Here is a 23,536-nt window from a genome sequence, read left to right on the forward strand (position 1 = left end):
GCCCGTGATGCGAGTGATCCTGCTGTCCTGTGCCGTACTGGCGTTGCCCGCATGTACCTTCGTCAAACTAGCGCCGGGGGCCAAGCAGGTACAGGTGTTGAGCCGTGCCCCCAGTGCGTGCGAAAGCCGTGGCGAGGTCGCGGTATCGATCACTCATAAAGTTGGTTTCTACGAGCGCAATGACACCCAGGTGCGTGATGAATTGGAAACCTTGGCTCGCAACGAGGCCCCCGGGTTGGCGGCCAACCGCATCAGCCCGCTCGGTCCGCCACGGGATGGTGAGCAGCGCTGGGCGATGTGGCGCTGCAGCTGAGGCAGCCGGGGCCAACGTTGATGGGCCGCACAAAATTTCAATACGTAAGCGTATGGTCGTGAAACGCGCTATCCTGTGCGGTTCCGGCACCGCGTTGGTGCCTGTGCGAGTGTCTGCCCATGCTGTTTCAACGTGTTGCCATTGCCGGTTTGGCCCATATCGACGCCCCGCGTCGCTTGAGTTCGGATGAGATCAACCTGCGCCTGAAGCCCACGCTGGATCGGCTGGGGATCAAGATCGACGTGCTCGGTGATATTGCCGGCATCCACGCCCGTCGCCTATGGGATGGGGAAGTGCTGGCCTCGGATGCAGCCACCTTGGCCGGTGTGAAGGCGCTGGGTGATGCCGGTATCGACCCGGACAAAGTAGGGCTGCTGGTCAATACCTCGGTCAGCCGTGATTATCTGGAGCCATCAACGGCATCCATTGTCAGCGGCAACCTCGGTCTGCCCGACACCTGCCAGAATTTCGATGTCGCCAATGCGTGCCTGGCCTTCATCAATGGCATGGATATTGCCAGCCGCATGATCGAGCGTGGCGAAATTGACTACGCACTGATCGTGGATGGTGAAACCGCCAATCTTGCCTATGAAAAAACGCTGGAGCGCATGATGCGCGACGACGTCACCGAAGATGATTTCCGCAACGAGCTGGCCACCCTCACCCTGGGTTCCGGTGCTGCCGCCATGGTCTTGGCACGCGCCGAATTGGCTCCCGGCGCACCCCGCTACAAGGGCGGCGTGACGCGCGCGGCCACCGAGTGGAACAAGCTCTGCCGTGGCAATCTCGACGGCATGATCACCGATACCCGCATGCTGTTGATCGAAGGCGTGAAGCTGGCCACCAAAACGTTTGATGTGGCCAAGCAGAAGCTGGGCTGGGTGGCCTCCGAGCTGGACGAATACGTCATCCATCAGGTCAGCAAAGTGCACACCGCCGCGTTTACCAAGGCAATGGGCATTGACCCCAAGAAAGTCATGACGATCTTTGGTGAACACGGCAACATCGGCCCGGCCAGCGTGCCGATTGTGCTGAGCAAGTTGCGTGAAATGGGCCGCCTGAAAAAAGGCAGCCGCATTGCCCTGCTGGGAATTGGCTCCGGCCTGAACTGTTCGATGGCGGAAGTGGAGTGGTGAGGGGGCGCTAGATCTGCACAACACACTGCGGGGCAAAATGAATTCGGGGATCAGTTTCAACGACAGCCAAGTGCAGGAGCACAAACATTCCGGGCTGGGGGTGGCGGCATTTGTCATCAGCCTGTGTGTGGGTTTGTTGCAATTCATTTTGATCGTCACGGCGGGTGTGATAGAGGCCGCGTCCGAAAGCGGGATGGATGAGAATTCGCCCGAGGCACTGGTATTAGGGGCCGGGATCATCGGTTTACTGCTGGTGGATGTATTGGCCATCGGGCTGGGTATTGGTGGCGTGGTGCAGTCCAACCGCAAAAAAATCTTCGCGGTGCTGGGTATTGTGTTTGCGGCAATCACTATCGTGCTGACGGTCGTGTTGATGGTCATTGGCAATTTGATGTAGGGCCGGCATTGCCCGCGGCAGCCATTTTTTCACGGTGTGGTACGCAGATACATCTGTTTTGCGGGGATCGGGCGCGGCGCTATTTTGCGTGACCACACTGCGGCCTGACTTGTTTGATGCAGCGCCACGTTGCGCATGGTGCGGCCTGATCGCAACAGCCCAGTACAATATGCGCATGCAATTTCCAGATTATCCATTTACGCCGCAGCGCTTTGCCGCGCGCCCCGGCATCAGCATGTCCTTCCTTGATGAGGGGCCGCGGGATGGCGAGGTTATCGTCATGCTGCACGGCAATCCGTCGTGGAGTTATTACTGGCGGCATCTGGTGTTGGGGCTGCGCGACAGCTACCGCTGCATCGTGCCCGACCACGTCGGCATGGGCCTGAGTGACAAGCCCGATGACGCACCTTCAGCATCGCCGCAGTACGACTACACCTTGCAGTCGCGGATTGAGGATGTGGATGCATTGCTCGCGCATCTGGGCATCACCGGGCCGGTGACGCTTGCGGTGCACGACTGGGGCGGGATGATCGGGTTTGGCTGGGCGCTGCGTGACCCGATGCGGATCAAGCGGCTGGTGATCACCAATACCGCTGCCTTCCCGTTGCCCGGCAGCAAGCGGTTTCCGCTGCGGCTGGCGATGGGGCGCGACTCGCGTTTGGGCGGCTGGCTGATTCGCCGCTTCAACTTGTTTGCACGCGGCGCGGCGCGCTTCGGCACGGTGCGGGCGCTGCCCAAGGACGTGCGTGCAGCGTATGCCGATGTGTACAACGGCTGGGACAAGGCGATTTCCACCCTGCGCTTCATGCAAGACATTCCCCTGCACGCGGGGGATCGCGCCATGCCTGTGGTGCAGGCCAGCGCGCAGGCGCTGGCAAGCTATGCCGATCGCCCGGTATTCATCGGTTGGGGGCTGCGGGATTTTGTGTTCGACAAACATTTTTTGGCCGGCTTCCGGCGTGCGCTACCGCGTGCACTGGTGCGTGAGTTCGACGATGCCGGTCATTATGTGATGGAGGACAAACACGAAGTCCTGGTGCCAGCGATTCGGCGCTTTTTGGACGCCAATCCATTGTGAATGAAGCACGCTGAGTCAAGGCTGCGGCAGCGGATTTTTATCGGCCTCACTCACATCAATCCAGTCGTCTGCTGCCAACACCGGCAAACCATGTGCCACGCGTGCTTTGTCGCACTGCGCACTGCTGGCACCAAACTCCCAGCTGGCTGGCACCAAGGCGCAAACCGATGGTCGCCGGTCGTGGATCGTGCAGCGGCTATAGCGGCCGATGTCGGCATCCAGTGCGATGCAGCGCGGTTGCACTTGCGAAGTACCACGCATCACGCGCTCGTGGGTACGCAGAGTCTCGGTCAGCTCCGGCGGCACTACCCCCCCCAGGGCAGGGTCGGCTTCGGACCAATGAAAGCTGACCCGGAAATAGGCACAACAAGCGCCACAGCTGAGGCAGGGATGCATGGAAAGCCGAGCCTTGTACGGCCAGTGACGGGAACAGGGTGCGATTTTTTGCCGAACACGCGTCGCATGCAAGTGTTTTCGACGTAATTGGGCGACAATCTGCAGCGATCATGCAACCATGCTGCCAATGCAGTCCTCCGTCACACGTAATATCGCCGCTGCGCTGCCGCGCTTGGCATTGGCCACGCCAGAGCAAGCGGCAATGCGCACGCCGGGGCGTTTGGGGCGCTATTCCAAAGCTCTGAGTTACGCCCAGCTGGATGCACGCAGCGATGCCATTGCCGCAGGGCTGGGCAAGCGCGGCATCGCGCGCGGCAGCCGGGTGGTGGTGATGGTGCGGCCCACCCCGGAGTTTTTCCTGCTGATGTTTGCGCTATTCAAGCGCGGCGCAGTACCGGTGTTGGTGGATCCGGGGATTGCCAAGCGCGCGTTGAAGCAATGTTTGGATGAAGCACAGCCGCAGGCATTTATCGGCATTCCCTTGGCGATGTTGGCCAAAAAATTATTGGGCTGGGCCAGCTCTGCGCATGTGCGAATTACCACCGGGCGCAATGCATGGTGGGCCGATGCCACCTTGGCGCAGGTGGAGGCCGAAGGTGCGGGTGCAGGCCCGCAGTTGGCCGCCACTGGCGGCGATGAGGTGGCGGCGATCCTGTTCACCAGCGGCAGCACCGGTGTGCCCAAGGGCGTGGTGTATCGGCATCGGCATTTCATCGCACAAATTGAAATGCTGGGGAGGGCATTCGGGATTGAGGCCGGTGGTATTGATCTGCCCACCTTCCCTCCATTTGCCTTGTTCGATCCCGCACTGGGCCTGACCAGCATCATTCCCGACATGGATCCCACGCGTCCTGCCAAAGCCAACCCACGCAAGCTGCACAAGGCGATCACCCGGTTTGGTGTCACCCAGTTGTTTGGCTCGCCGGCCTTGATGCGGGTGCTGGCCGAATATGGCGAATCCCTGCCCAGTATCCGGCGTGTCACCAGTGCCGGCGCGCCGGTGCCGCCGCAGGTGGTGCAGCGCATGTTGGAGCTGTTGCCGAAGGATGCCCAATTCTGGACACCCTACGGTGCCACCGAATGCCTGCCGGTCGCGGTGATCGAAGGCCGTGAATTGCTGGCCCTGCGCAGCCGCACCGAAACCGGTGCCGGCACCTGCGTGGGACGACCGGTAGCACCCAATGAGGTGCGCATCATCCGCATCAGCGATACCGCGATTGCACATTGGGACAACAGCTTGCAAGTGGGCGCCGGCCAAGTGGGCGAAATTACAGTGGCCGGGCCCAGTGCGACCGACAGTTATTACAATCGTGATGCGCAGACAGCGTTGGCCAAAATCCAGGAGACCTTGAGCGATGGCAGCACCCGTATCGTGCATCGCATGGGGGACTTGGGTTGGTTCGATGCAGACGGCCGGCTCTGGTTCTGCGGGCGTAAATCACAACGCGTGGTGATGGACGAGGTGACCACCCTGTGCACGGAACAGGTCGAACCGTATTTCAACACCCGCCCGGATGTTGCGCGCACCGCACTGGTGGGCGTAGGCGAAGCCGGCAAGCAGACACCCGTGCTGTTGTTCGAGCTCAACACGGGTAGCCGTGCAAATCCCGTCGAAGTGGCCGATGAACTGCGCTATATCGCCAATGGCTTGGTGCACACCGCCAAGATCAGCCACTTCCTGCATTACCCCAAACCGTTCCCGGTGGATATCCGTCACAACGCCAAAATCAGCCGCGAGAAATTGGCGGTGTGGGCGGCGAAAAAATTGCGAATCAAACAAGCACAATGAAGGTACTTGTTACTGGTGGCGGTGGATTTCTTGGCCAAGCCCTGTGCCGCGGCTTGCTGGCGCAAGGTCACGCTGTGGCCAGTTTCAGCCGCAGCCGGCATGCAGGGTTGGATGTGCTGGGGGTGCGCCAGTTGCAGGGCGATTTGGCAGACCCTGACGCCGTGCAGCAGGCCTTTGCCGAAGGTTTCGATGCCGTGCTGCATAACGCTGCCAAGGCCGGGACCTGGGGCAGTTATGCCAGCTATTTCAGCGCCAATGTGCTGGGCACGCGGCATGTGATTGCCGCGTGCCGCACGCATGGCATCGGCAAGTTGGTACACACCTCCACGCCTAGCGTGGTGCATCGCGCCACCCATCCGGTGGAAGGCTTGGGTGCCGATGCGGTGCCCTATGGCGAAGGCGTGAAGGCGCATTACGCCGCCAGCAAAATCATTGCCGAGCGCGAAGTACTGGCCGCCAACGATGCGCAACTGGCCACGATTGCACTGCGTCCGCGCTTGATCTGGGGGCCGGGTGACACCCAGATTCTGCCGAAGCTGGTGGCGCGCGCACGCAGTGGGCGGCTGCGCTTGGTGGGCGATGGCAATAATTTGGTGGATACCACCTACATCGACAACGCGGCGCAGGCGCATCTGGATGCGCTGGCGGCCTTGCAGCCGGGTGCGGCTTGCGCCGGCAACGCCTACTTCATCAGCAATGGCGAACCATGGCCGTTGCGTGAGGTCTTGAATGGCTTGCTGCGCGCCGCCGATGCGCCGCAAGTGCATGCCACGCTGCCATTTCGCTTGGCGTATGCACTGGGTGCGTTTTGCGAAGGGGCGTGGACGTTGCTGCCCCTGCGCGGTGAACCGCCGATGACGCGCTTTCTGGCCGAACAACTGAGTACCGCACATTGGTATGCCATGGCGCCGGCCACCCGCGATTTTGGCTATGTGCCGCAGGTGAGCATGAATGAAGGCTTGGCGCGGCTGCGGGCCGCCTTGGTCGCGGGCAAGGCGTAGCGCGTTCCCACCGCTACAATGCCGGCATGACTGGATTGCCCTTCAATTGGAAACAGCCAGCCGGCAAAGCGCTGGAAATCGCGCTGAATCACACGCTGGCGTTGGATACGGATACCTGCGCAGGCCTTGCGGCACTGGATGGGCAGCGGGTGGCACTGACGCTGACCGCGCCTCCGCTTGCGCTGCAAATCACGGTGGCCGGTGATGCTCTGCGCGTAGGCCCGGTGGATGCCGATGCCGAGCCGGATCTGGGCGTGCGCAGCAGCTTGGGCGGCCTGCTCCGGCAATTGCCGATGTTGCGCAGCAATCACGCGCCGCCGGTGGGCAAACTGCGTATCGAAGGGGATGCTGAACTGGCGCGCCGCCTGCAGAAGTTGGCGCAAGGGTTTGACCCCGATTGGCAATTGCCCTTCGTCAATCTGTTTGGCGAGGTGCTGGGCGTGCAAATTGCCAAGGCGGTGCGCGCTGCGCTCAAGCAGGCACAGGTGGCGGGCCGCAATCTGGCAGAAACCACGGCTGAGTATTTGACCGAAGAAAGCCGCGACGTGGTGCCACGCGCTGAACTGGATGCGTTCCATGATGATGTGGACGCACTGCGCGATGACGCAGAACGGATTGCCGCAAAAATCGCACGCCTGCGCCGCGAGCGAGGATTGCCCGCATGAAGGCTGCGCTGCGGGCCTGGCGCATTGGTCGCGTGTTGTTGCGCTATCGGTTGGATGATTTGCTGGATGACACGCCCGCAGAGCGTTGGCTGAAGTTGATGCGGCCGTTTGTACCGCGTGCATCGCGTGAGGTGGCGGCGATGTCGCGGGGCGCTCGCTTGCGCTTGGCCTTGCAGGAATTGGGGCCGATCTTCGTCAAGTTCGGGCAGATTCTTTCCACACGCCGGGATTTGGTGCCGCCCGATATCGCCGATGAATTGACCCAATTGCAAGACCGGGTGGCACCGTTCGATGGTAGGCAAGCGCGGATCTTGGTGGAAGCCGCATTGGGCCGCAGCATTACCGATGCGTATGCCAGCTTCGACACCACCCCGCTGGCCTCGGCCAGCATCGCGCAGGTGCATGCCGCCACCCTGCACGAGGGGCGCGAGGTGGTGGTCAAGGTGCTGCGCCCTGGCATCGAAAAACAAATCGCGGCGGATATCGCTCTGCTGAACAACGTTGCCGCAGTGGTGGAGCGCGCCCACCCCAGCGCCGACAAAATCCGCCCGCGTGAAATCGTGGCCGAGATACAGAACACGCTGGCCGCTGAACTCGACCTGCAACGCGAAGCCGGCAACGCCAGCCTGCTGCGCCGCAATTGGCAAGACTCGGCGGACTTGTACGTACCGGAAATCATCTGGTCGCATACGGCCGAGCGCGCAATGACGATGGAGCGCGTGCGCGGCATCCCATCCGATGACGTGAAGGCGCTGGACGCCGCCGGCATCGACCGCAAAGCCTTGGCGGCCAAAGGCGTGCGGGTGTTTTATCAACAAGTGTTCCGCGATAATTTTTTCCATGCCGATGCGCACGCCGGCAACATCTGGGTGGATGCCACGCGCAAAAGCGATCCGCGTTTCATCGCGCTGGATTTCGGCATCATGGGCCAGCTCTCCAGCGAGGATCAGTACTACCTTGCGGAAAATTTCATGGCGATCTTCAATCGCGACTATCGCCGCATCGCCGAGTTGCATGTGCAGGCCGGCTGGATGCCGGCACATATCCGCATTGATGAGCTGGAGGCCGCCGCGCGTGCGGTGTGCGAGCCGTACTTCACCCGGCCGCTGAGTGAAATTTCATTGGCCGAAGTGCTGGTGAAATTGTTCCGCACTGCGCAGCGCTACGAATTGACGCTGCAACCGCAGCTGATCCTGTTGCAAAAAACCTTGCTCAATATCGAAGGCGTGGGCCGCCAGTTGGACCCGAACATCGACATTTGGGCGGTGGCAAAACCCGTTCTGGAAACCATCCTGCGCGAGCGCTACAGCCGCAAGCGCCTGCTGGGTGAATTGCGCAAGCGGATGCCGGAGTTGATCACCCGCGCCCCCGACATGCCGCGCCTGTTGCATGCGTGGTTGCAGCAGCAAGTGGATGGCAGTCATCGGCTGGGCATGCACTCGGCCGATGTGCGTGAAATCGCACAGGTGTTGAAGGCGATGCAACGCCGCATCGTGTCCTCGATCCTCGGGATGGGCCTGCTGATCGTGGCGGTGGTGTTGTACGCGATGGATGCCGGCGGGCCGAAGGTGCTGGCGCTGCCGGTATCGACGTGGATTGCGGGCCTGGGTGGGCTGTGGGCGCTGTTGGCGGCGTGGCCACGGCGATGAAATTGTGTACGGCCTGCGGCATCGTTAAGGTGCCGCAGCCAGCCACCACGAATCATCCCCATGGGCACCGCGCATTCGCACCGCCACAACAATCACGACGACCGCGCTGCGTCTCACGGCCACGCGCACGCGCATGATCACGGCGCGCCTGGGCACAGCCATGTGCCGGCGGTGATCAAGCATGAAAAACCCTTGTGGATTGCCTTCGGGCTGACCTTCCTCGTCTTGCTGGTGGAGGTCGCCGGTGGCCTGCTGGCCAACAGTCTGGCGCTGCTCTCGGATGCGGCGCACATGATGACCGACGTGGCCGCGCTGGGGGTGTCGTTGTTTGCCGTGCGCATGAGCCGGCGACCGGCCGATGCGCGTCGCAGTTATGGCTATGCGCGGATGGAGGCGATTGGTGCGTTGATCAATTCCAGCCTGTTGTTTTTGGTCGCCGGCTACATTTTGTGGGAGGCGATCGGGCGCTTTCGCAATCCGCAAGAGGTGGCCTCCGCCAGCATGTTGATCGTGGCGGTGGTGGGGTTGCTGGCGAACCTTATGTCGATGAAATTGCTGGCCGCCGGAGCCGGCGAAAACCTGAATATGCAAGGCGCGTACCTGGAAGTGTGGAGCGACATGCTGGGCTCATTGGGTGTGATCGCCGGTGCCGTGGTGATCCATTTCACCGGTTGGACCGTGGTGGACCCGATCGTGGCGGTGTTGCTGGGGTTATGGGTATTGCCGCGCACCTGGGTACTGTTGAAGCAAGCCGCGCATGTGTTGATGCAGGGTGTGCCTGCGGGGTTGGACATTGATGTGTTGCGTGATGCCATGCAGGCGGTGCCGGGCGTGGCGACGGTGCATGATTTGCATGTGTGGGCGTTGGGCTCGAAAGAACCCATCCTGACTGCGCATGTGTTGCTGCAAGATGGCAGTGTCGATGCCGATGGCGTGCGTGCAAACGTGGCTGACGTCTTGCAGGAAGCGTTCAATATCGAACACGCCACCTTGCAGATGGAAGTCAGCCATTGCGGCGGCGGGAAATTGCACAACTGAGGGCCCCAGGCACCGCTGCAAATGGCAGTTAACCGGCGTATCGTGCGGATTCCTTTCTTTGCCTTGCGGTGATGCCATGACCACCCACGCATTCGGGGCCCATGCGGCCGACCAACCCATCGTTGCGATTGATATCGAGCGCCGCGCACCGGGGCCGCAGGATGTGCAGATCGACATCGCCTATTGCGGCGTTTGCCATTCCGATTTGCACACGGTGCGCAGCGAATGGCCGGGCACCGTGTACCCGTGCGTGCCGGGGCACGAAATCGTGGGGCATGTCAGCGCGGTGGGCGCGGACGTCACTGCGTTCAAGGCGGGCGATACGGTGGGCGTGGGCTGCCTGGTGGACAGCTGCCGCACCTGTGCTTCCTGCGAGGAGGGACTGGAGCAGTATTGCAGCAAAGGCATTATCGGCACCTACAACAGCCCCACCGCCGATGCGCCCGGCCACACGCTGGGTGGCTATTCGCAGCGGATCGTGGTGGATCAGCGTTTCGTATTGCATGTGCGTCACCCAGGCGAACAACTCGCCGCGGTCGCGCCGCTGCTTTGTGCGGGCATCACCACCTACTCGCCCTTGCGGCACTGGGGTGCGGGGCCGGGCAAGAAGGTCGGTATCGTGGGTATCGGCGGGTTGGGACATATGGGCGTCAAGATCGCGCATGCGATGGGCGCACAGGTGGTGGCGTTTACCACCAGCGAATCCAAGCGTGCCGAGGCGCATCGCTTGGGCGCCGATGCCGTGGTGAACTCGCGTGATGAGGCGCAGATGCAAGCGCACGCCGGCAGTTTCGATTTCATTCTCAATACCGTGGCCGCGCCGCATGTGCTGGATGGCTTTATCCATCTGCTCAAGCGCGACGGCACGATGTGCCTGGTCGGTGCACCGGCCTCGCCGCACCCCAGCCCGAATGTGATGGGTCTGGTATTTGGCCGCAAAGCCATTGCCGGGTCGTTGATTGGCGGCTTGCCGGAAACCCAGGAGATGCTGGATTTCTGCGCCCGGCACGGCATCGTGGCCGATATCGAAATAATCGACGCGCAAGCCATCGACGTCGCGTACGAGCGTATGCTCAAGAGCGATGTGAAATACCGCTTCGTGATCGACTGCGCCACGATGGGCGCATGAGTGAAGCAGCCCTGTTCACGCCAGCCGCCGCGGCACACGCACTGCCGCTGGACGTGTTGTATGCCGATGCGTTTTTGGCAGTGGTGAACAAGCCGGCTGGCTTGATGGTGCATGACAGTGCGTTGGCGCGCGGCGAAACCGACTTCGCCGCGGATCGTTTGCGCAAGCAATTCGGCAAGCCTGTTTTTTTGGTGCACCGGCTGGACCGCGCAACCAGCGGTTGCCTGCTGCTGGCGTTTGATCGCGACACCGCCTCTGCGCTGGGCAAGACGCTGATGGCGCATGATGTGGAAAAAGACTATTGGGCGATCTGCCGGGGCTGGCCGGCCGAATCTGCATTCACGGTGGATTACCCGTTGGATGGCGGTCCCGGCAAGCCGCACAAGAAACCTGCGGTTACCCGGTTCTCGGTGTTGGCACGCTGCGAGCTACCGCTGCCTTCGGCGGGCTTTACGACTTCGCGCTATGCGTGGCTGCGGGCCGCGCCGCAGACCGGACGCTTTCGGCAAATTCGCCGTCACCTCAAACACATGTTCCATCACCTGATTGGCGATTCCAGCCACGGCGATGGCCGCCACAATCGCAATTTCCGCATGCAGGGGATGCACCGCATGTTGTTGCATGCGCAGCGCTTGGCGTTTACCCATCCCCACACGGGTGCGTACGTGGAAGTATTTGCGCCGGTGGACGCCGAATTTGGCAAGGCGCTGGCGCTGTTTGCGGCCGCGCCCGCGGCGTGAGCTTGCCCCTACAATGGCCGCATGCAGATTGGCCGCATCACCATCGTTGATGACGAATTGAGCGAACGCTTCGTGCGGGCGTCGGGGCCGGGTGGGCAGAACGTCAACAAGGTGGCCACCGCGGTGGAATTGCGTTTCGACGTGGCCGGCTCGCCGTCGTTGCCGGAACCGGTGCGCATGCGGCTGTTGGCCAAGCGCGACCGCCGGGTCACCAGCGAGGGCGTGTTGGTGATTGCCGCGCAACGTTTCCGCACGCAAGAACGCAACCGTGAAGATGCGCGCACGCGCCTGGCGGCATTCATCGAAAGCGGTCTGCACGCGCCCACGCCGCGTATCGCCACCAAGCCCAGCCGTGCCTCCAAAGAGCGCCGCTTGGGTGACAAGCGCGGACGTGCGAGCATCAAGCAGGGGCGGACCGGGCGGAGTTGGGATTGAGCGAGATAGACAAGCAGCAGGTGGTGCTGTCACTGCCGCCAAACGTGCCCAAAATGCCGCGCTACCGGCTTGCCCAGTGGCTGGGGCGCAGCGTGTTGCGGCTGGGCGGCTGGCGCATGCAGGGCGCGCTGCCGGACATCGCCAAGGCGGTGTTGATTGCCGCGCCGCATTCGTCCAACTGGGATGGCGTGTGGGGCATTGCCGCCAAATTGGCGATGGGCATCCGGCTGTCGATCCTCGGCAAGCACAGCTTGTTCAAGATTCCACTGATGGGGCCGTTGCTGCGTTGGCAGGGCGTGATTCCGGTCAACCGCAGCGCACCACAGGGCGTGGTCGAACAAGCCGTGGCCGCGATGCAGGCCAGGGATCAGATTTGGTATGCCATCGCGCCGGAGGGTACCCGCAAACCAGTGCAGCGGTGGAAGCCGGGCTTCTGGCACATCGCGCACGCGGCGGGTGTGCCGGTGGTGGTGGCCGCGTTTGATTACCCAAATCGCTGCATCGTGATCGGCCCCGCCTTCGAGTTGAGCGATGACATGCCCACCGATATCGCCCGCCTGCAGCGCTGGTATGCGCCGTTCAAGGGGCGCAAGCATGATGTGGTGCAGGCCCGGCAATCGGGCGATGGCGAGTGCTGAACTGCAGTCATCCCGGCCAGCGGGCGTGGTCGATTGGTCCGCCGCAGGCACTCAACTTTCGCGCGGAAGCACCGTTAGTACGCGCTGCACAAAGAGCGCATATTCCTGCATGTACTTGCGCAGGAAATCAGCAGTGCCGGGGTTGCTGATATTGCCGTCATCGTCGATCAAGTCTGGCGTGGTTTGCAGATAGACCTCCATCGTATTCATCAGTGGTGAGTTGCAAAAACACAGCACGCTGCGTAGATGCTGCTGTGCCACCGCAGTGCCGATCGAGCCGGGGGAGGTGCCCACCACGCCCGAGGGTTTGCGGCTGAAGGCGTTCTGGCCCCACGGCCGACTGGCCCAGTCGATGGCGTTTTTCAGCGCACCAGGAATGGAACGGTTGTATTCGGGGGTAACAAACAGCACTGCATCGACATCGGCAATCGCCTGTTTGAACAGGCGCGCAACGTCGGGGTAGTCGGCGTCGTAGTCGTAGCTGTACAGCGGCAGTTCGCCAATCCGGATTTCATGCAGTTGCAGCTCTGGTGGTGCCAGCTTGGTCAGCGCCTTGGCCAGCTTGCGGTTGATCGATGATTTGGCCAGGCTGCCCACCAAATAACCCACTTTGTACGTGTGCATTGTGCTGCCCCTGCAGGATGGGGGCACACCATGGCATGGATCGAGTTACGTTTGCGAGAATGCGCAGTGCTCGCTTTGTCAGCGGGTGAAGAAGTCAGCGAACGCCGCCACGGTGCGTTCGATACCGGCATCGTCCACGTCCAGATGGGTCACCAGCCGCAGGGTCGGCAGGTAGCCGATGCTGATGCGGATGCCGGCGGCGCGCAGGTGCGTGTCGAGTGCGCGCAGGTGTTCTGCCGACACATCGATGAACACCATATTGGTGTGCTGACCCAGCAAGATAAGGCCGTCGATCTTGCCCAGTCCGTCGGCCAGTTGTGCGGCGCGTGCGTGGTCGTCGGCGAGACGTGCAACATGGTGATCCAGCGCGTGCAAGCAGCCCGCCGCCAGCATCCCGGCTTGTCGCCAGCCACCACCGCAGACCTTGCGCCAGCGGCGTGCTTTCCCGATCAAGGCGGCACTTCCCACCAGCACCGATCCCACCGGTGCGCCGAGGCCCTTGGAGAGACAAATGGAAACCGTATCGAACTGCTGCGCAATCTCGCGGGCGGGCACATTGCAGGCAATCGCCGCATTGAACAAGCGCGCACCGTCCAGATGCAGGCCCAGTCCGTGCGTGCGTGAAAACGCGCGCGCCTGGCGCAGATAGTCCAGCGGCAGCACACGGCCATGCCAGGTGTTTTCCAGGGCCAGCAAGCGCGTACGTGCAAAGTGCGGATCCACCGGTTTGATGGCGGCCGCCACACGCTCAAGCGGCAGCGAGCCGTCGTCGGCTTGCACGATCGGTTGCGGTTGGATCGAGCCCAATACGGCCGCGCCACCGCCTTCGAATTTGTAGGTATGCGCGTCCATGCCCACGATGTATTCATCGCCACGCTCGCAGTGGGCCAGCAACGCCAGCAAGTTGGACTGCGTGCCGCTGGGGACAAACAGGCCGGCCTCGAAACCCAGATCATCGGCCAGCCGTTGTTGCAGGCGGTTGACCGTGGGGTCTTCGCCATACACATCGTCGCCGACTGCGGCCGTGTGCATCGCCGCACGCATTGCCGCGGTGGGTTGGGTGACGGTGTCACTGCGCAGGTCGATCCAGTCCATCGTCATGTCTTCATCCGCAAACGGGTTTGGGGTGCCAAGGTTAGGCCGAAATCGGGCAAGCGAGTAAAATGACAGATCCCCACACGCCACCGGCTACCTCATGACCACGCTGCCACCTTGCCCGCAATGCAATTGCGAATACACCTACGAAGACGGCGCGCAATGGGTCTGCCCGGAATGCGCGCATGAGTGGATGCCCGCTGATGCGGGCGCCGATGACGCTGCCAACATCATCAAGGATGCGGTGGGCAATGTGTTGGCCGATGGCGATACCGTCACCGTGATCAAGGATCTGAAGGTGAAGGGCTCATCGCTGGTGGTGAAGGTGGGCACCAAGGTGCGCAATATTCGCTTGGTCGATGGTGATCACGACATCGACTGCAAGATTGATGGCATTGGCCAGATGGGGCTGAAGTCGGAGTTCGTGAAGAAGGCTTGAGGCGTTCGGCATTCACCATTCGCCATGCCCGCTTAGCGTGATGTCGCCAACCGCATCGCATACAGCGCCGCGCCCATCTCGGGGCTGTGCAGCGGTGGGCGCAGATCAAACCGTGTGCATGCACGATGCAGGGCTGCGCGTAGCGGGGCAAGCAATAATTCGCCGGCATGAAACGCGCCGCCGGAGTACGACACCGACACGGGTTCCGATGGGGTAAACCCGAGTGCTGCGCACAGTGCGATCGCAATTTGCGCGAGCTCGTGGCCGGCGTCCTGGTAGATGCGTTGCGCGTGGGCATCGCCCGCCTGCGCAGCGTGCGCAACCAGTGGCGACAGGCATGCGATCTCGGTGCGCGACCCCACGCCTTCGCCATACACCTGCGCGCACAAGTCCAAGTCGCGGGTCAGTTTCAGGTAGTCATTCACGATGGTGTGCAGCGGACCTTTCGGCAGTCGGCCATCACTCATTTTCGAGTACACATTCAGGCCGCGCACGGCGATCCAGTAGGCGCTGCCTTCATCGCCCAGCAGATCGCCCCAGCCGCCGGCGCGTGCGCCATTGCCGAGGCGTTGGCCATAGCCCATCGAGCCGGTGCCGGCGATCAGGTTGATGCCATCTGCGCAGGCCAGTGAGCCGGCCCAGCCGCAAATCATGTCGTTGTCGCAGTGGTAGCGGGCATGCCCAAGGATGCAGGCGGGCAAGGCTTCCAGCTGGCTGGCGATAGCCGCATTCTCGCCATACGCGGGGAGTCCAAAAAAAGCCCAGCTGATGTCGCTGGCGGCCACCCCGGCACGGGTCAAGACCTGTGCGATACCTGCTTCCAGCACATTGGCAGCGCCGTCCAGCCCCACTTGCGGGAAATAGGTGGTGCCCAGTTCGGCCCGCGCCAGCGGCACGGCGTTGGCATCCACCAGCAAGAAGCGGGTCTTGGTGCCGCCGCCATCGATGCCAAGGAAGCAGGCCATGCGCTTACGTCTCCAAGGAATACAGCCGCACGCCTTGCACCACCCGGTTCACCATCCCCTGCGGGTTGGGGTTGTCGGGCGATAGCCCCAGCGCACGCGACACCAGGAAGGCATACAGCTGGGCAATGGCGATGCAGGGAAACACCAGATCAATATCGGCGGTGTTTGCCGAGGCGGGAATCAGCAGGCTGTCTTGCGCGTGCGCATCACGCAGGTGTGTGCTGATTTCGATGACGCGTGCGGCCAGCCCATCGCGGCGCAATTCGTCGATCAGATCCAGATCGTATTGGCGGGTATAAGCCGCGTTGGAAACGAATACAAACACCAGTGTATTGGTGGTAATGAAGGTTTTGGGGCCATGCCGAAACCCCAGCGGCGTGTCGTAGCAGGTGGCCACCGCGCCGTTGCTGAGTTCGCCCAATTTCAGTGCGGCCTCGCGTGCCAGCCCTTGCAGCACGCCGCTGCCCAAATACACCACGCGGTCGCAGGCCAATGCCACCAAGGCTTGCAGCGGGGCACGCGTACTGATCAGCGTGCCCGCGGTGGCCTCGGCCAAAGCGGTGTTGCGGGCATCCGATATCGGTGTGGGGCTGAGCGCGGCCAAGGTGGCAGACAACATGCAGCTGAAGCTGGATGTCATCGCAAAGCTGGCGTCGTGGGTGGCTTCGGGCAGCTGCAAGGTCATGGCCTGGCGTAGCTGGAGTTTGCCGAGTTTGCCTTCTGGATTGCAGGTGACAATCAGATGCCGCGCCACGTCTACCTGTTGTTCCACCAGCGTCACCGCAGCCAAGCTTTCCGGGCTGTTGCCCGAGCGCCCAAACGAGACCAGCAGTAGCGGTTGTGTCGCATCCAGATGGAGCTGCGGTGCGCTGACCAAATCGGTGGTGGCCACTGCGTCCACGCGGGCGGCCAATTGCCGGTCCAGCAGCGGTGCCAGTATCTGCCCGATATAGGCCGACGTACCGGCACCGGCCAATATCACCCGTGCATCGGGGTTGTGGGTGATCGGCGCGCAGAAGGCATCCAGTTGCGCTTTCAGCGCCGCCACCAGCGCGTGGGTGGCTTCCAGCATGCGCGGCTGCTGGGCGATTTCGCGTGCCGTATGCAGCGCGCCGCTGGCCGCCAGCGTGGTGCGGTCGATGCCGAAGAAGTCATTGGCAGGCATGCAGGTAATCATCCAATACGGTGTCGATATGCGCCATCACCAGCGCGTCCGGGGTGTTGCTGATGCGGCCCTCGCGCAGGGCGAGCAGGGCATGTGGCAGGTATTGCCCAATCAGTGCCAACGGCGGCGGGTTGCTGCGCAGCGTATCGAAGAGTTGCAAGCGGGCGCGCTCAATCGCCGTGTCTGGCCAGTAATAGCGGATGCGGTCACTGAGACTGTATTGCAGGTCGATGTGCAATTGCTCGCCTTGTGCGTGGTAGTAGCGCTGCCAGTACTTGGGTTCGGCGTGCAGGCGGGTGAGTGTGGTGGCACGCAGATGGGCGCGCTGTGTATCGGCAATCCACTCGCGCTCAATCGCATCCAGTGCCCACAAGGCTTCGCGCAAGGCAAAGGTCAGCCCGGGGCCTACTTTGAGAATGGCGAAGTGGTCACGCACCAGTGCCTGGAGCGCGGTGCGGGTTTGGTAGTCGGTGGAATGCGCTTCAAACACCATGCCCGGCTGGCGGGCAATCGCCGCGCTCAATGCCTGCGCGTTGGCGGGGGCATAGGCGATCACGTTGTGATGATCGAATTCCACGCCCGGCTGCACCACCGAGGCAATCACCCGCATCCACGCAGCCTCCAGCCCGGCGGCAAGGAAGGCGGCGCGATGGGCTTGGATCGTCGCTAGTGCTGCGTCTGGCGTGGTGACGGCCAGCCCATCGATGGCTTCGGTGGCGCCACCAGGGACCGGCACTTCGGTGCCGATCACATACACCGGTGCCGGCCCACCCGCCTGCGGATAGGCCGCTTCTGCCGCCCGGCACAGGCGTACGGCGCGCTGCACGATGATGGCTTCGGGCAGTGGCGCGGGGTCGTCGGCGCAGGCCATCGAGCAATCCAGATGCAGCTTGCTGAACCCGGCGCGGGCATACCCCGCGATCATGGTCTCGGCCTTGGTCATCGCGACTTCGGCAGGCAGCGCTGTCCACGGGTTGGGGCCAAGGTGGTCGCCACCCAGCAGGATGCGTGCGGGATCAAACCCCACCTTGCGCGCAATGCCATGCACAAAGCGCACGAAATCAGCCGGGGTCATGCCGGTGTAGCCGCCGTCCTGGTTGACCTGGTTGCAGGTGGCTTCAAACAGCACAAACGGCAGGTCATGGCACCGGGCATGGCGCAACGCAGCCTCGATCACCAGTGGATGTGCCGAGCAGATTGACGTCACACCACAGGTGATGCCTTGTTGGTGGCGTGCAATCAGTGATTGCAAGGGGTGCATGACCGCCCTCCGGGAAAGTGGGCAGTGTGCCGTAGGAGACCGCGAAACGCAATATAAAATGTTTCGTTTTATTTCGAAAACATTTCGAATTGTTGAGCTAACCCTGAGATCTTATTGGCTTTGCCCGCCAATCGGAAACAGCGTGCGGCTACACCACCAGTGCTGCCCGCAACGGGGGGCCGTTCCAGCGGCTGCGGCCGTTGAGGAAGGCTAATTCCATAAGCACGCTCGCACCGACAATCTCGGCGCCCAACCGCTGCGCCAGCACTTGCGCGGCCAACAGGGTGCCACCGGTGGCCAGCACATCATCCACCAGCAATACACGCGTGCCGGGGGCGACCGCATCGGCTTGCACCTGCAGAACATCGTTGCCATATTCCAGCGCATAGCGGGCTTCCAGCACCGGACCCGGCAATTTGCCGGGTTTGCGCAGCGGGACGAGGCCGGCCCCCAGCGTGCGCGCCAGCGGCGCACCAAACAGAAAGCCGCGTGATTCAATCGCCAAAACGGCATCGATGCGGGCATCGCGCCACGGCGCGGCCAGCGTATCAATTGCCGCCGCGAATGCCTCGGCATCGGCCAGCATCGGCATGATGTCCTTGAACGCGATCCCGGGCTTGGGGAAATCGGGGATGGTGCGGATCCGTGCGGTCCAGTCGGTCATGGGCGAGGGATGGGTGAGGGATGGAAGAAAACGCCATCATGCCGCGTTCTACGGGTGTGGGTGAATGTGCAAAAAAAAAGGGGATGGCAAGGCCATCCCCGAAAGTGGGGGAAGAATGCATGACTGCTGCTTCACCCAGGGGTTGGTGATGCCTTACAGGCCCAGTACGCTTTCCGCGCTGGTGTAGGTCAGGCCGTGCACTTGGGCCACCGGCGCGCAGGTGAGTTTGCCGGCGCACACGTTCAAGCCGTTGCGTAAGTGCGTATCGTCGATCAGTGCCTGTTTCCAGCCCTTGTTGGCCAGCGCCAGGGTGAACGGCAAGGTGGCATTGTTGAGCGCGAAGGTCGATGTGCGCGCCACGGCGCCGGGCATGTTGGCCACGCAGTAATGCACGATGCCATCCACCACATAGGTGGGGTCGGCATGGGTGGTGGCGTGCGAGGTTTCGGTGCAGCCGCCTTGGTCGATCGCCACGTCCACAATCACCGCGCCCGGTTTCATCAGCTTGAGCATGTCGCGGGTAATGAGTTTGGGCGCGGCAGCGCCCGGGATCAGCACGGTGCCGATCACCAGATCCGCACGGCGCAGCAACTCTTCAATCGCGGCGCGGGTGGAATAGACCGTGGTAATCGCCGGCCCAAACTGGCTGGACAAACGTTTCAGCGCATCGTTGGAGCGATCGACCACGGTTACTTGCGCGCCCATGCCCACGGCAATGGTGGCGGCGTGGGTGCCGGACACGCCGCCACCCAGAATCACCACTTCGGCCGCAGGCACACCGGGCACACCGCCCAGCAGCACGCCACGCCCGCCTTGTGCTTTCTCCAGCGCATGCGCGCCCACTTGCGGGGCCAGCCGGCCGGCCACTTCCGACATCGGGGTGAGCAGGGGCAGCGAGCCATTGACGGCGGTGACGGTTTCATAGGCAATGCAGACTGCGCCGGAGTCGATCAGGTCCTTGGTTTGCGGCGCATCGGGAGCCAGATGCAAATAGGTGAACAGGATCTGGCCGGGACGCAGCTTCTTGCGCTCGTCGGCCTGCGGCTCCTTGACCTTCACGATCATGTCGGCGCTGGCAAAGATTTCATCCGCAGTGTTCAGCAAAGTGGCGCCGGCGGCGATGTAGTCCTCGTCGGACAAGCCCGCGCCCAGACCGGCACCCGTTTGCACCACCACCTCATGGCCGTGGTGAATCAGCTCATGCACCGACGTGGGGATCAGGCCTACGCGATATTCGTGGTTCTTGATTTCCTTGGGGACGCCGATACGCATGCGGGTATTCCTTGGCTGGGCGATGCCAGCTGTCCCGGCACCGGAAGGGACGCAGTATGCGCTTCGAAACGCGCATTCTGTCGCCAATTTCGCCATGATTAACGGCTAATATTGGAGTGATATTTCAATAATCAAACAAGTAAATGAATAAAATTCGACCCATTGGCATCGTCTTGGATGAGCGTGACCGTGCCATCCTGCGGTTGCTGCAAGACGACGGCCGGCTGAGCAATCTGGAGCTGGCCCAACGCATCAATCTGTCGCCCTCGGCCTGCCTGCGCCGGGTCAAGTTGCTGGAAGACTCGGGGCTGGTGGCGCGCTATGTGATGTTGCTGGACGAAGATCAGGCCGGCTTGCCCGGCACCGCCTTCGTCCTGGTGACGCTGGACCAGCAGGGGCGCGGCGCGCTGGATGCATTCGAAAGCGCCATCCACGACCATCCGGAAGTGACCGAATGCTGCCTGCTGGCCGGCACTGCCGACTACATGGTGCGGGTGGTGTATGCCGATGCCGCCGACTTCGAACGCATCCATACCGATGTGTTGACCCAGTTGCCCGGCGTCACCCGTGTGCAGACCACGCTGGCGCTGCGCACGGTCAAGCGCACCACCGCACTGCCGGTGTAAATACGCAGGCTGATTACACTATGCAGATGAAGAGCACACACGGCGGTATCGCGCTGGTCGGTTTCGATGCCGACGACACCCTTTGGCGCAGCCAGGATTATTTTGACGAAGCGCAGCAGCGGTTTGAAAGCATCGTTGCCGCTTACGTCGATCTGGCCGATGTGGGCCAGCGTCTATACCAATACGAATCACGCAACATCGCGTTCTTCGGCTATGGCGTGAAAGGCATGGCGCTGTCGATGATCGAAGCCGCCATCGACATCACCGGGGCCCGTATTCACGCCGCTGATATTGGCCGCATCATCCACTTGGCCAAAGAACTGCTGCAACATCCGGTGGAGTTGCTGCCCGGCGTGCGCGATGCGGTGGCGGCGGTGGCCACGCAGCACCCGGTGGTCTTGATCACCAAGGGTGATTTATTCCATCAGGAAGCCAAAGTACGCGATAGCGGGCTGTCGGATTTGTTCCGTCGCATCGAGGTGGTCAGCGAAAAAGACCCGGCAACTTATGCACGCTTGCTTGCGGAGTTTGGTATTGATGCAGCGCAATTTTTGATGGTGGGAAATTCGCTGCGTTCGGATATCGCGCCGGTGTTGGAACTTGGTGGCTGGGGCGTGCATGTGCCGTATCACACCACCTGGGCGCACGAAGCCGAGGCCACGCTGACGCATGGTCAAGGACGCATGCGCACGTTGGCTTCACTGTCCGATTTGCCCCCCACCTTGCACGAGCTGGAGATCCAGTCGCGCTTGCAACTTGCACCCCAAGGAGAATGGATCGCATGACCTCACCCATCAACCTCAGTGGCCGCGTGGCCATCGTCACCGGCGCCGGCGGCGGCTTGGGCCGCGCGCATGCGCTGCTGTTGGCCAGCCGTGGGGCGCAGGTCATCGTCAATGATTTGGGCGATGCTGCCGATGCGGTGGTGGCTGAAATCACGCTGGCCGGCGGCAAGGCGCGGGCGGCGACATGTTCGGTGGCCGATGCCGATGCGGTGCAAGCGATGGTCGATGCGGCGCTAGCCGAGTTTGGTCGTATCGATATTCTGGTCAACAACGCCGGCATCCTGCGCGACAAAAGTTTCGCCAAGATGGACTTGGCCGACTTTCAGTTGGTGCTCAACGTGCATTTGATGGGGGCGGCCAACTGCACCCGCGCGGTGTGGAATACGATGCGCGAGCAACAGTACGGCCGCATTGTGATGACCACCTCGTGCAGCGGATTATTCGGCAATTTTGGCCAGGCCAATTACGCAGCCGCGAAGATGGGTTTGGTGGGCTTGATGCAGACCTTGGGCATCGAAGGCGCCAAGCACGACATCCGAGTCAACTGTCTGGCCCCCACCGGTGCTACACGGATGATGGAAGGCATCTTGCCGCCAGAACAATTATCCAAATTCAAACCCGAGTTGGTCAGTCCTGCGGTGCTGGCGCTCGTCAGCGAGCAAGCCCCCAATCGTGCCATCCTCAGCGCCGGCGCGGGCAGCTTCGAGCTGGTGCAGCTGACGATGACGCAAGGCATTGCATTGGGCGAATCTGCCACTGCCGAAGATATCTTGCAGCAGTGGAATGCGTTGAGCAGCCGCGATCAGGATTTCGCCCCCACCCAGGGGTTTGACCAGGCGCGGCATGAGTTGCACAAGGGTGGGTTTCATTTCGAGGCGTGACACTCTGGCGTTTTGCCTGAGCCATGGGGAGCCGTAGCGGGCTGTCTTCTGAAGCGAGATAAAGAAGGAGGCAGTGGCGACAAGGCCACTGTCGGGTGACATTCGCGAAGGGAGATCGCCCGCTGCGGCTAGCGCGATAGTTCAGCCTTGCGGCACTCGCACCCAGCCTTCCATCAATACCCGTGCGGAGCGCGACATCACGGCGCGTGTCACCTGCCATACGCCATCCACCTGCGCGACCGACGCGCCCACGCGCAACGTGCCGGACGGATGGCCAAAGCGCACCGCGTCGCGTACGCCGCCACCGGCGGCCAGGTTCACCAGCGTGCCCGGCACCGCGGCGGCGGTGGCAATGGCGACCGAGGCGGTGCCCATCATCGCGTGGTGCAATTTGCCCATCGACAGCGCGCGTACATTGAGGTCGATGGCGTCGGCGGCGATGGGTTTGCCGCTGGAGGAAACATAGGCCTTCGGTGGCGCGACCAAGGCCACTTTCGGCGTGTGCTGGCGCGTTGCCGCTTCCTCCGGCGTGTTGATCAGGCGCATGCGCAGCGCTCCGGCGATGCGGATCGCTTCCAGTTTTGCCAATGCGGCCTTGTCGTCATTGATTGTCGGCTGCAACTCGGTACCGTCATAGCCAAGGTCTTCGGCATTGACGAACACGCTGGGAATGCCGGCGGTGATCAGGGTGGCCTTGAATGTGCCGACACCCGGCACGTCGAGTTCATCGACCAAGTTGCCGGTAGGAAACATCGAGCCGCCATCGCCGTCATCGTCGGAGGGATCCAGAAATTCCAGCACGATTTCAGCAGCCGGGAAGGTCACGCCATCCACCTCGAAATCCCCGGTTTCCTGCACCTGCCCATTCGTTACCGGGACATGCGCAAGAATGGTTTTGCCGATATTGGCCTGCCAGATGCGCACCGTGACCGTGCCGTCCTGCGGGATGCGCTCGCCGGGAATGAAGCCGTTGGCGATCGCGAACGGGCCGACCGCGGTGGACAGGTTGCCGCAGTTGCCTGACCAGTCCACGAATGCGGTGTCGATGCTGACCTGCCCGTAGAGATAATCGACGTCGTGATCCGGTACCGACGCCGGCGCGATGATCACGCATTTGGATGTGCTGGAAGTTGCGCCGCCCATGCCATCGGTGTGCTTGCCATACGGGTCGGGCGAGCCGATCACCCGCAGCAGCAGCGCATCGCGCGCCGGGCCGGGCACCTGCGCGGCTTCCGGCAGGTCGTCGCGCCTGAAGAACACGCCCTTGGACGTGCCGCCGCGCATGTAGGTGGCGGGGAGTTTCAGCTGTGGAGCGTGGTGTTTGGTTTGCTCAGGCATTGCAAATTCCCCTGCAG

The 23,536-nt window shown here is 62.3% G+C and carries 26 protein-coding genes; 17 read left to right on the forward strand and 9 right to left on the reverse strand.

Annotated features, from left to right (window positions below):
• Positions 1-7 precede the first annotated feature (7 nt).
• The 4 genes from K7B09_RS10310 to K7B09_RS10325 all read left to right on the forward strand — a co-directional run bounded on the left by K7B09_RS10310 (position 8) and on the right by K7B09_RS10325 (position 2,924).
• Positions 8-313 (forward strand): DUF4156 domain-containing protein, encoded by a 306-nt coding sequence (locus K7B09_RS10310; RefSeq protein ID WP_223629378.1) that lies wholly within the window; start codon positions 8-10, stop codon positions 311-313.
• 119 nt (positions 314-432) lie between these two features.
• Positions 433-1,449 carry a 3-oxoacyl-ACP synthase III gene (locus tag K7B09_RS10315; protein ID WP_223629379.1) on the forward strand — a complete coding sequence of 339 codons (1,017 nt, stop codon included), beginning with the start codon at positions 433-435 and terminating at the stop codon, positions 1,447-1,449.
• A 37-nt stretch (positions 1,450-1,486) separates the two neighbouring features.
• On the forward strand, positions 1,487-1,846 hold the full coding sequence (locus K7B09_RS10320) for a hypothetical protein (protein WP_223629380.1): 360 nt from the start codon (positions 1,487-1,489) through the stop codon (positions 1,844-1,846).
• Between the two features lie 175 nt (positions 1,847-2,021).
• Positions 2,022-2,924 (forward strand): alpha/beta fold hydrolase, encoded by a 903-nt coding sequence (locus K7B09_RS10325; protein ID WP_223629381.1) that lies wholly within the window; start codon positions 2,022-2,024, stop codon positions 2,922-2,924.
• A gap of 15 nt (positions 2,925-2,939) precedes the next feature.
• Here K7B09_RS10325 and K7B09_RS10330 read toward each other — a convergent pair whose 3' ends face one another.
• Positions 2,940-3,320 carry a YkgJ family cysteine cluster protein gene (locus K7B09_RS10330; RefSeq protein ID WP_223629382.1) on the reverse strand — a complete coding sequence of 127 codons (381 nt, stop codon included), beginning with the start codon at positions 3,318-3,320 and terminating at the stop codon, positions 2,940-2,942.
• 127 nt (positions 3,321-3,447) lie between these two features.
• Between K7B09_RS10330 and oleC the strand changes: the two genes are divergently transcribed.
• The 9 genes from oleC to K7B09_RS10375 all read left to right on the forward strand — a co-directional run bounded on the left by oleC (position 3,448) and on the right by K7B09_RS10375 (position 12,404).
• Positions 3,448-5,109 carry an olefin beta-lactone synthetase gene (gene oleC, locus K7B09_RS10335; RefSeq protein WP_223629454.1) on the forward strand — a complete coding sequence of 554 codons (1,662 nt, stop codon included), beginning with the start codon at positions 3,448-3,450 and terminating at the stop codon, positions 5,107-5,109.
• On the forward strand, positions 5,106-6,110 hold the full coding sequence (gene oleD / locus K7B09_RS10340) for a 2-alkyl-3-oxoalkanoate reductase (protein ID WP_223629383.1): 1,005 nt from the start codon (positions 5,106-5,108) through the stop codon (positions 6,108-6,110). Before oleC ends, oleD begins: the two co-directional genes overlap by 4 nt.
• Positions 6,111-6,136: 26 nt before the next feature.
• Positions 6,137-6,775, forward strand: a complete 639-nt coding sequence (locus K7B09_RS10345) for a ubiquinone biosynthesis accessory factor UbiJ (RefSeq protein ID WP_223629384.1) — start codon at positions 6,137-6,139, stop codon at positions 6,773-6,775.
• Positions 6,772-8,424, forward strand: a complete 1,653-nt coding sequence (ubiB, locus tag K7B09_RS10350) for a ubiquinone biosynthesis regulatory protein kinase UbiB (protein WP_223629385.1) — start codon at positions 6,772-6,774, stop codon at positions 8,422-8,424. The genes K7B09_RS10345 and ubiB overlap by 4 nt, the downstream gene beginning before the upstream one ends.
• Before the next feature lie 60 nt (positions 8,425-8,484).
• Positions 8,485-9,462 (forward strand): cation diffusion facilitator family transporter, encoded by a 978-nt coding sequence (locus tag K7B09_RS10355; protein ID WP_223629386.1) that lies wholly within the window; start codon positions 8,485-8,487, stop codon positions 9,460-9,462.
• A 76-nt stretch (positions 9,463-9,538) separates the two neighbouring features.
• Complete coding sequence (locus tag K7B09_RS10360; protein WP_223629387.1) at positions 9,539-10,591, forward strand: NAD(P)-dependent alcohol dehydrogenase; 1,053 nt, start codon at positions 9,539-9,541, stop codon at positions 10,589-10,591.
• Entirely contained in the window at positions 10,588-11,331 is a 744-nt protein-coding gene (locus tag K7B09_RS10365; protein WP_223629388.1) for a pseudouridine synthase, read from the forward strand. Before K7B09_RS10360 ends, K7B09_RS10365 begins: the two co-directional genes overlap by 4 nt.
• Before the next feature lie 21 nt (positions 11,332-11,352).
• Entirely contained in the window at positions 11,353-11,766 is a 414-nt protein-coding gene (gene arfB, locus K7B09_RS10370; RefSeq protein ID WP_223629389.1) for an alternative ribosome rescue aminoacyl-tRNA hydrolase ArfB, read from the forward strand.
• A 53-nt stretch (positions 11,767-11,819) separates the two neighbouring features.
• Positions 11,820-12,404: a 1-acyl-sn-glycerol-3-phosphate acyltransferase gene (locus K7B09_RS10375; protein WP_223629455.1), complete on the forward strand. Its 585-nt coding sequence runs from the start codon at positions 11,820-11,822 to the stop codon at positions 12,402-12,404.
• 51 nt (positions 12,405-12,455) lie between these two features.
• Here K7B09_RS10375 and K7B09_RS10380 read toward each other — a convergent pair whose 3' ends face one another.
• Positions 12,456-13,028 (reverse strand): NADPH-dependent FMN reductase, encoded by a 573-nt coding sequence (locus tag K7B09_RS10380; protein WP_223629390.1) that lies wholly within the window; start codon positions 13,026-13,028, stop codon positions 12,456-12,458.
• A gap of 78 nt (positions 13,029-13,106) precedes the next feature.
• Positions 13,107-14,123 (reverse strand): low-specificity L-threonine aldolase, encoded by a 1,017-nt coding sequence (gene ltaE, locus K7B09_RS10385; RefSeq protein WP_223629456.1) that lies wholly within the window; start codon positions 14,121-14,123, stop codon positions 13,107-13,109.
• A 100-nt stretch (positions 14,124-14,223) separates the two neighbouring features.
• On the opposite strand from ltaE, the gene K7B09_RS10390 reads away from it, so the two are divergent.
• Positions 14,224-14,562, forward strand: coding sequence for a zinc ribbon domain-containing protein YjdM (locus tag K7B09_RS10390; RefSeq protein WP_223629391.1), 339 nt, complete (start codon positions 14,224-14,226; stop codon positions 14,560-14,562).
• 32 nt (positions 14,563-14,594) lie between these two features.
• On the opposite strand, the gene K7B09_RS10395 is transcribed toward K7B09_RS10390, so the two are convergent.
• The 5 genes from K7B09_RS10395 to ald all read right to left on the reverse strand — a co-directional run bounded on the left by K7B09_RS10395 (position 14,595) and on the right by ald (position 19,889).
• The gene (locus K7B09_RS10395) at positions 14,595-15,527 is read right to left on the reverse strand and encodes an N-acetylglucosamine kinase (RefSeq protein WP_223629392.1); all 933 of its coding nucleotides are present in this window, start codon (positions 15,525-15,527) and stop codon (positions 14,595-14,597) included.
• A gap of 4 nt (positions 15,528-15,531) precedes the next feature.
• Positions 15,532-16,692 carry an SIS domain-containing protein gene (locus K7B09_RS10400; protein WP_223629393.1) on the reverse strand — a complete coding sequence of 387 codons (1,161 nt, stop codon included), beginning with the start codon at positions 16,690-16,692 and terminating at the stop codon, positions 15,532-15,534.
• Positions 16,679-17,953: a D-tagatose-bisphosphate aldolase, class II, non-catalytic subunit gene (locus tag K7B09_RS10405; protein WP_223629394.1), complete on the reverse strand. Its 1,275-nt coding sequence runs from the start codon at positions 17,951-17,953 to the stop codon at positions 16,679-16,681. The genes K7B09_RS10400 and K7B09_RS10405 overlap by 14 nt, the downstream gene beginning before the upstream one ends.
• Positions 17,954-18,101: 148 nt before the next feature.
• On the reverse strand, positions 18,102-18,617 hold the full coding sequence (locus tag K7B09_RS10410; RefSeq protein WP_223629395.1) for an adenine phosphoribosyltransferase: 516 nt from the start codon (positions 18,615-18,617) through the stop codon (positions 18,102-18,104).
• Positions 18,618-18,770: 153 nt separating this feature from the next.
• Complete coding sequence (ald, locus tag K7B09_RS10415; RefSeq protein WP_223629396.1) at positions 18,771-19,889, reverse strand: alanine dehydrogenase; 1,119 nt, start codon at positions 19,887-19,889, stop codon at positions 18,771-18,773.
• A gap of 143 nt (positions 19,890-20,032) precedes the next feature.
• Between ald and K7B09_RS10420 the strand changes: the two genes are divergently transcribed.
• Genes K7B09_RS10420 through K7B09_RS10430 form a run of 3 tightly spaced genes read left to right on the forward strand, consistent with a single transcriptional unit; the run spans position 20,033 to position 22,181 of the window.
• Positions 20,033-20,515 (forward strand): Lrp/AsnC family transcriptional regulator, encoded by a 483-nt coding sequence (locus tag K7B09_RS10420; protein WP_223629397.1) that lies wholly within the window; start codon positions 20,033-20,035, stop codon positions 20,513-20,515.
• 26 nt (positions 20,516-20,541) lie between these two features.
• Positions 20,542-21,300, forward strand: coding sequence for an HAD family hydrolase (locus tag K7B09_RS10425; RefSeq protein ID WP_223629398.1), 759 nt, complete (start codon positions 20,542-20,544; stop codon positions 21,298-21,300).
• Positions 21,297-22,181: an SDR family NAD(P)-dependent oxidoreductase gene (locus K7B09_RS10430; RefSeq protein ID WP_223629399.1), complete on the forward strand. Its 885-nt coding sequence runs from the start codon at positions 21,297-21,299 to the stop codon at positions 22,179-22,181. The genes K7B09_RS10425 and K7B09_RS10430 overlap by 4 nt, the downstream gene beginning before the upstream one ends.
• Before the next feature lie 141 nt (positions 22,182-22,322).
• Here the strand turns inward: K7B09_RS10430 and prpF are convergent, their stop codons facing one another.
• Positions 22,323-23,519: a 2-methylaconitate cis-trans isomerase PrpF gene (gene prpF / locus K7B09_RS10435; protein ID WP_223629400.1), complete on the reverse strand. Its 1,197-nt coding sequence runs from the start codon at positions 23,517-23,519 to the stop codon at positions 22,323-22,325.
• Between the last annotated feature and the right edge of the window lie 17 nt (positions 23,520-23,536).

Source organism: Thermomonas beijingensis, assembly GCF_020034655.1.
GTDB lineage: Bacteria > Pseudomonadota > Gammaproteobacteria > Xanthomonadales > Xanthomonadaceae > Thermomonas > Thermomonas beijingensis.

Excerpts from the sequence above, each read along its gene's own strand:
- K7B09_RS10310 (WP_223629378.1), top strand. The coding sequence starts at position 8 with ATGCGAGTGATCCTGCTGTCCTGTGCCGTACTGGCGTTGCCCGCATGT.
- K7B09_RS10315 (WP_223629379.1), top strand. The coding sequence starts at position 433 with ATGCTGTTTCAACGTGTTGCCATTGCCGGTTTGGCCCATATCGACGCC.
- K7B09_RS10320 (WP_223629380.1), top strand. The coding sequence starts at position 1,487 with ATGAATTCGGGGATCAGTTTCAACGACAGCCAAGTGCAGGAGCACAAA.
- K7B09_RS10325 (WP_223629381.1), top strand. The coding sequence starts at position 2,022 with ATGCAATTTCCAGATTATCCATTTACGCCGCAGCGCTTTGCCGCGCGC.
- K7B09_RS10330 (WP_223629382.1), bottom strand. The coding sequence starts at position 3,320 with ATGCATCCCTGCCTCAGCTGTGGCGCTTGTTGTGCCTATTTCCGGGTC.
- oleC (WP_223629454.1), top strand. The coding sequence starts at position 3,448 with ATGCAGTCCTCCGTCACACGTAATATCGCCGCTGCGCTGCCGCGCTTG.
- oleD (WP_223629383.1), top strand. The coding sequence starts at position 5,106 with ATGAAGGTACTTGTTACTGGTGGCGGTGGATTTCTTGGCCAAGCCCTG.
- K7B09_RS10345 (WP_223629384.1), top strand. The coding sequence starts at position 6,137 with ATGACTGGATTGCCCTTCAATTGGAAACAGCCAGCCGGCAAAGCGCTG.
- ubiB (WP_223629385.1), top strand. The coding sequence starts at position 6,772 with ATGAAGGCTGCGCTGCGGGCCTGGCGCATTGGTCGCGTGTTGTTGCGC.
- K7B09_RS10355 (WP_223629386.1), top strand. The coding sequence starts at position 8,485 with ATGGGCACCGCGCATTCGCACCGCCACAACAATCACGACGACCGCGCT.
- K7B09_RS10360 (WP_223629387.1), top strand. The coding sequence starts at position 9,539 with ATGACCACCCACGCATTCGGGGCCCATGCGGCCGACCAACCCATCGTT.
- K7B09_RS10365 (WP_223629388.1), top strand. The coding sequence starts at position 10,588 with ATGAGTGAAGCAGCCCTGTTCACGCCAGCCGCCGCGGCACACGCACTG.
- arfB (WP_223629389.1), top strand. The coding sequence starts at position 11,353 with ATGCAGATTGGCCGCATCACCATCGTTGATGACGAATTGAGCGAACGC.
- K7B09_RS10375 (WP_223629455.1), top strand. The coding sequence starts at position 11,820 with ATGCCGCGCTACCGGCTTGCCCAGTGGCTGGGGCGCAGCGTGTTGCGG.
- K7B09_RS10380 (WP_223629390.1), bottom strand. The coding sequence starts at position 13,028 with ATGCACACGTACAAAGTGGGTTATTTGGTGGGCAGCCTGGCCAAATCA.
- ltaE (WP_223629456.1), bottom strand. The coding sequence starts at position 14,123 with ATGGACTGGATCGACCTGCGCAGTGACACCGTCACCCAACCCACCGCG.
- K7B09_RS10390 (WP_223629391.1), top strand. The coding sequence starts at position 14,224 with ATGACCACGCTGCCACCTTGCCCGCAATGCAATTGCGAATACACCTAC.
- K7B09_RS10395 (WP_223629392.1), bottom strand. The coding sequence starts at position 15,527 with ATGGCCTGCTTCCTTGGCATCGATGGCGGCGGCACCAAGACCCGCTTC.
- K7B09_RS10400 (WP_223629393.1), bottom strand. The coding sequence starts at position 16,692 with ATGCCTGCCAATGACTTCTTCGGCATCGACCGCACCACGCTGGCGGCC.
- K7B09_RS10405 (WP_223629394.1), bottom strand. The coding sequence starts at position 17,953 with ATGCACCCCTTGCAATCACTGATTGCACGCCACCAACAAGGCATCACC.
- K7B09_RS10410 (WP_223629395.1), bottom strand. The coding sequence starts at position 18,617 with ATGACCGACTGGACCGCACGGATCCGCACCATCCCCGATTTCCCCAAG.
- ald (WP_223629396.1), bottom strand. The coding sequence starts at position 19,889 with ATGCGTATCGGCGTCCCCAAGGAAATCAAGAACCACGAATATCGCGTA.
- K7B09_RS10420 (WP_223629397.1), top strand. The coding sequence starts at position 20,033 with ATGAATAAAATTCGACCCATTGGCATCGTCTTGGATGAGCGTGACCGT.
- K7B09_RS10425 (WP_223629398.1), top strand. The coding sequence starts at position 20,542 with ATGAAGAGCACACACGGCGGTATCGCGCTGGTCGGTTTCGATGCCGAC.
- K7B09_RS10430 (WP_223629399.1), top strand. The coding sequence starts at position 21,297 with ATGACCTCACCCATCAACCTCAGTGGCCGCGTGGCCATCGTCACCGGC.
- prpF (WP_223629400.1), bottom strand. The coding sequence starts at position 23,519 with ATGCCTGAGCAAACCAAACACCACGCTCCACAGCTGAAACTCCCCGCC.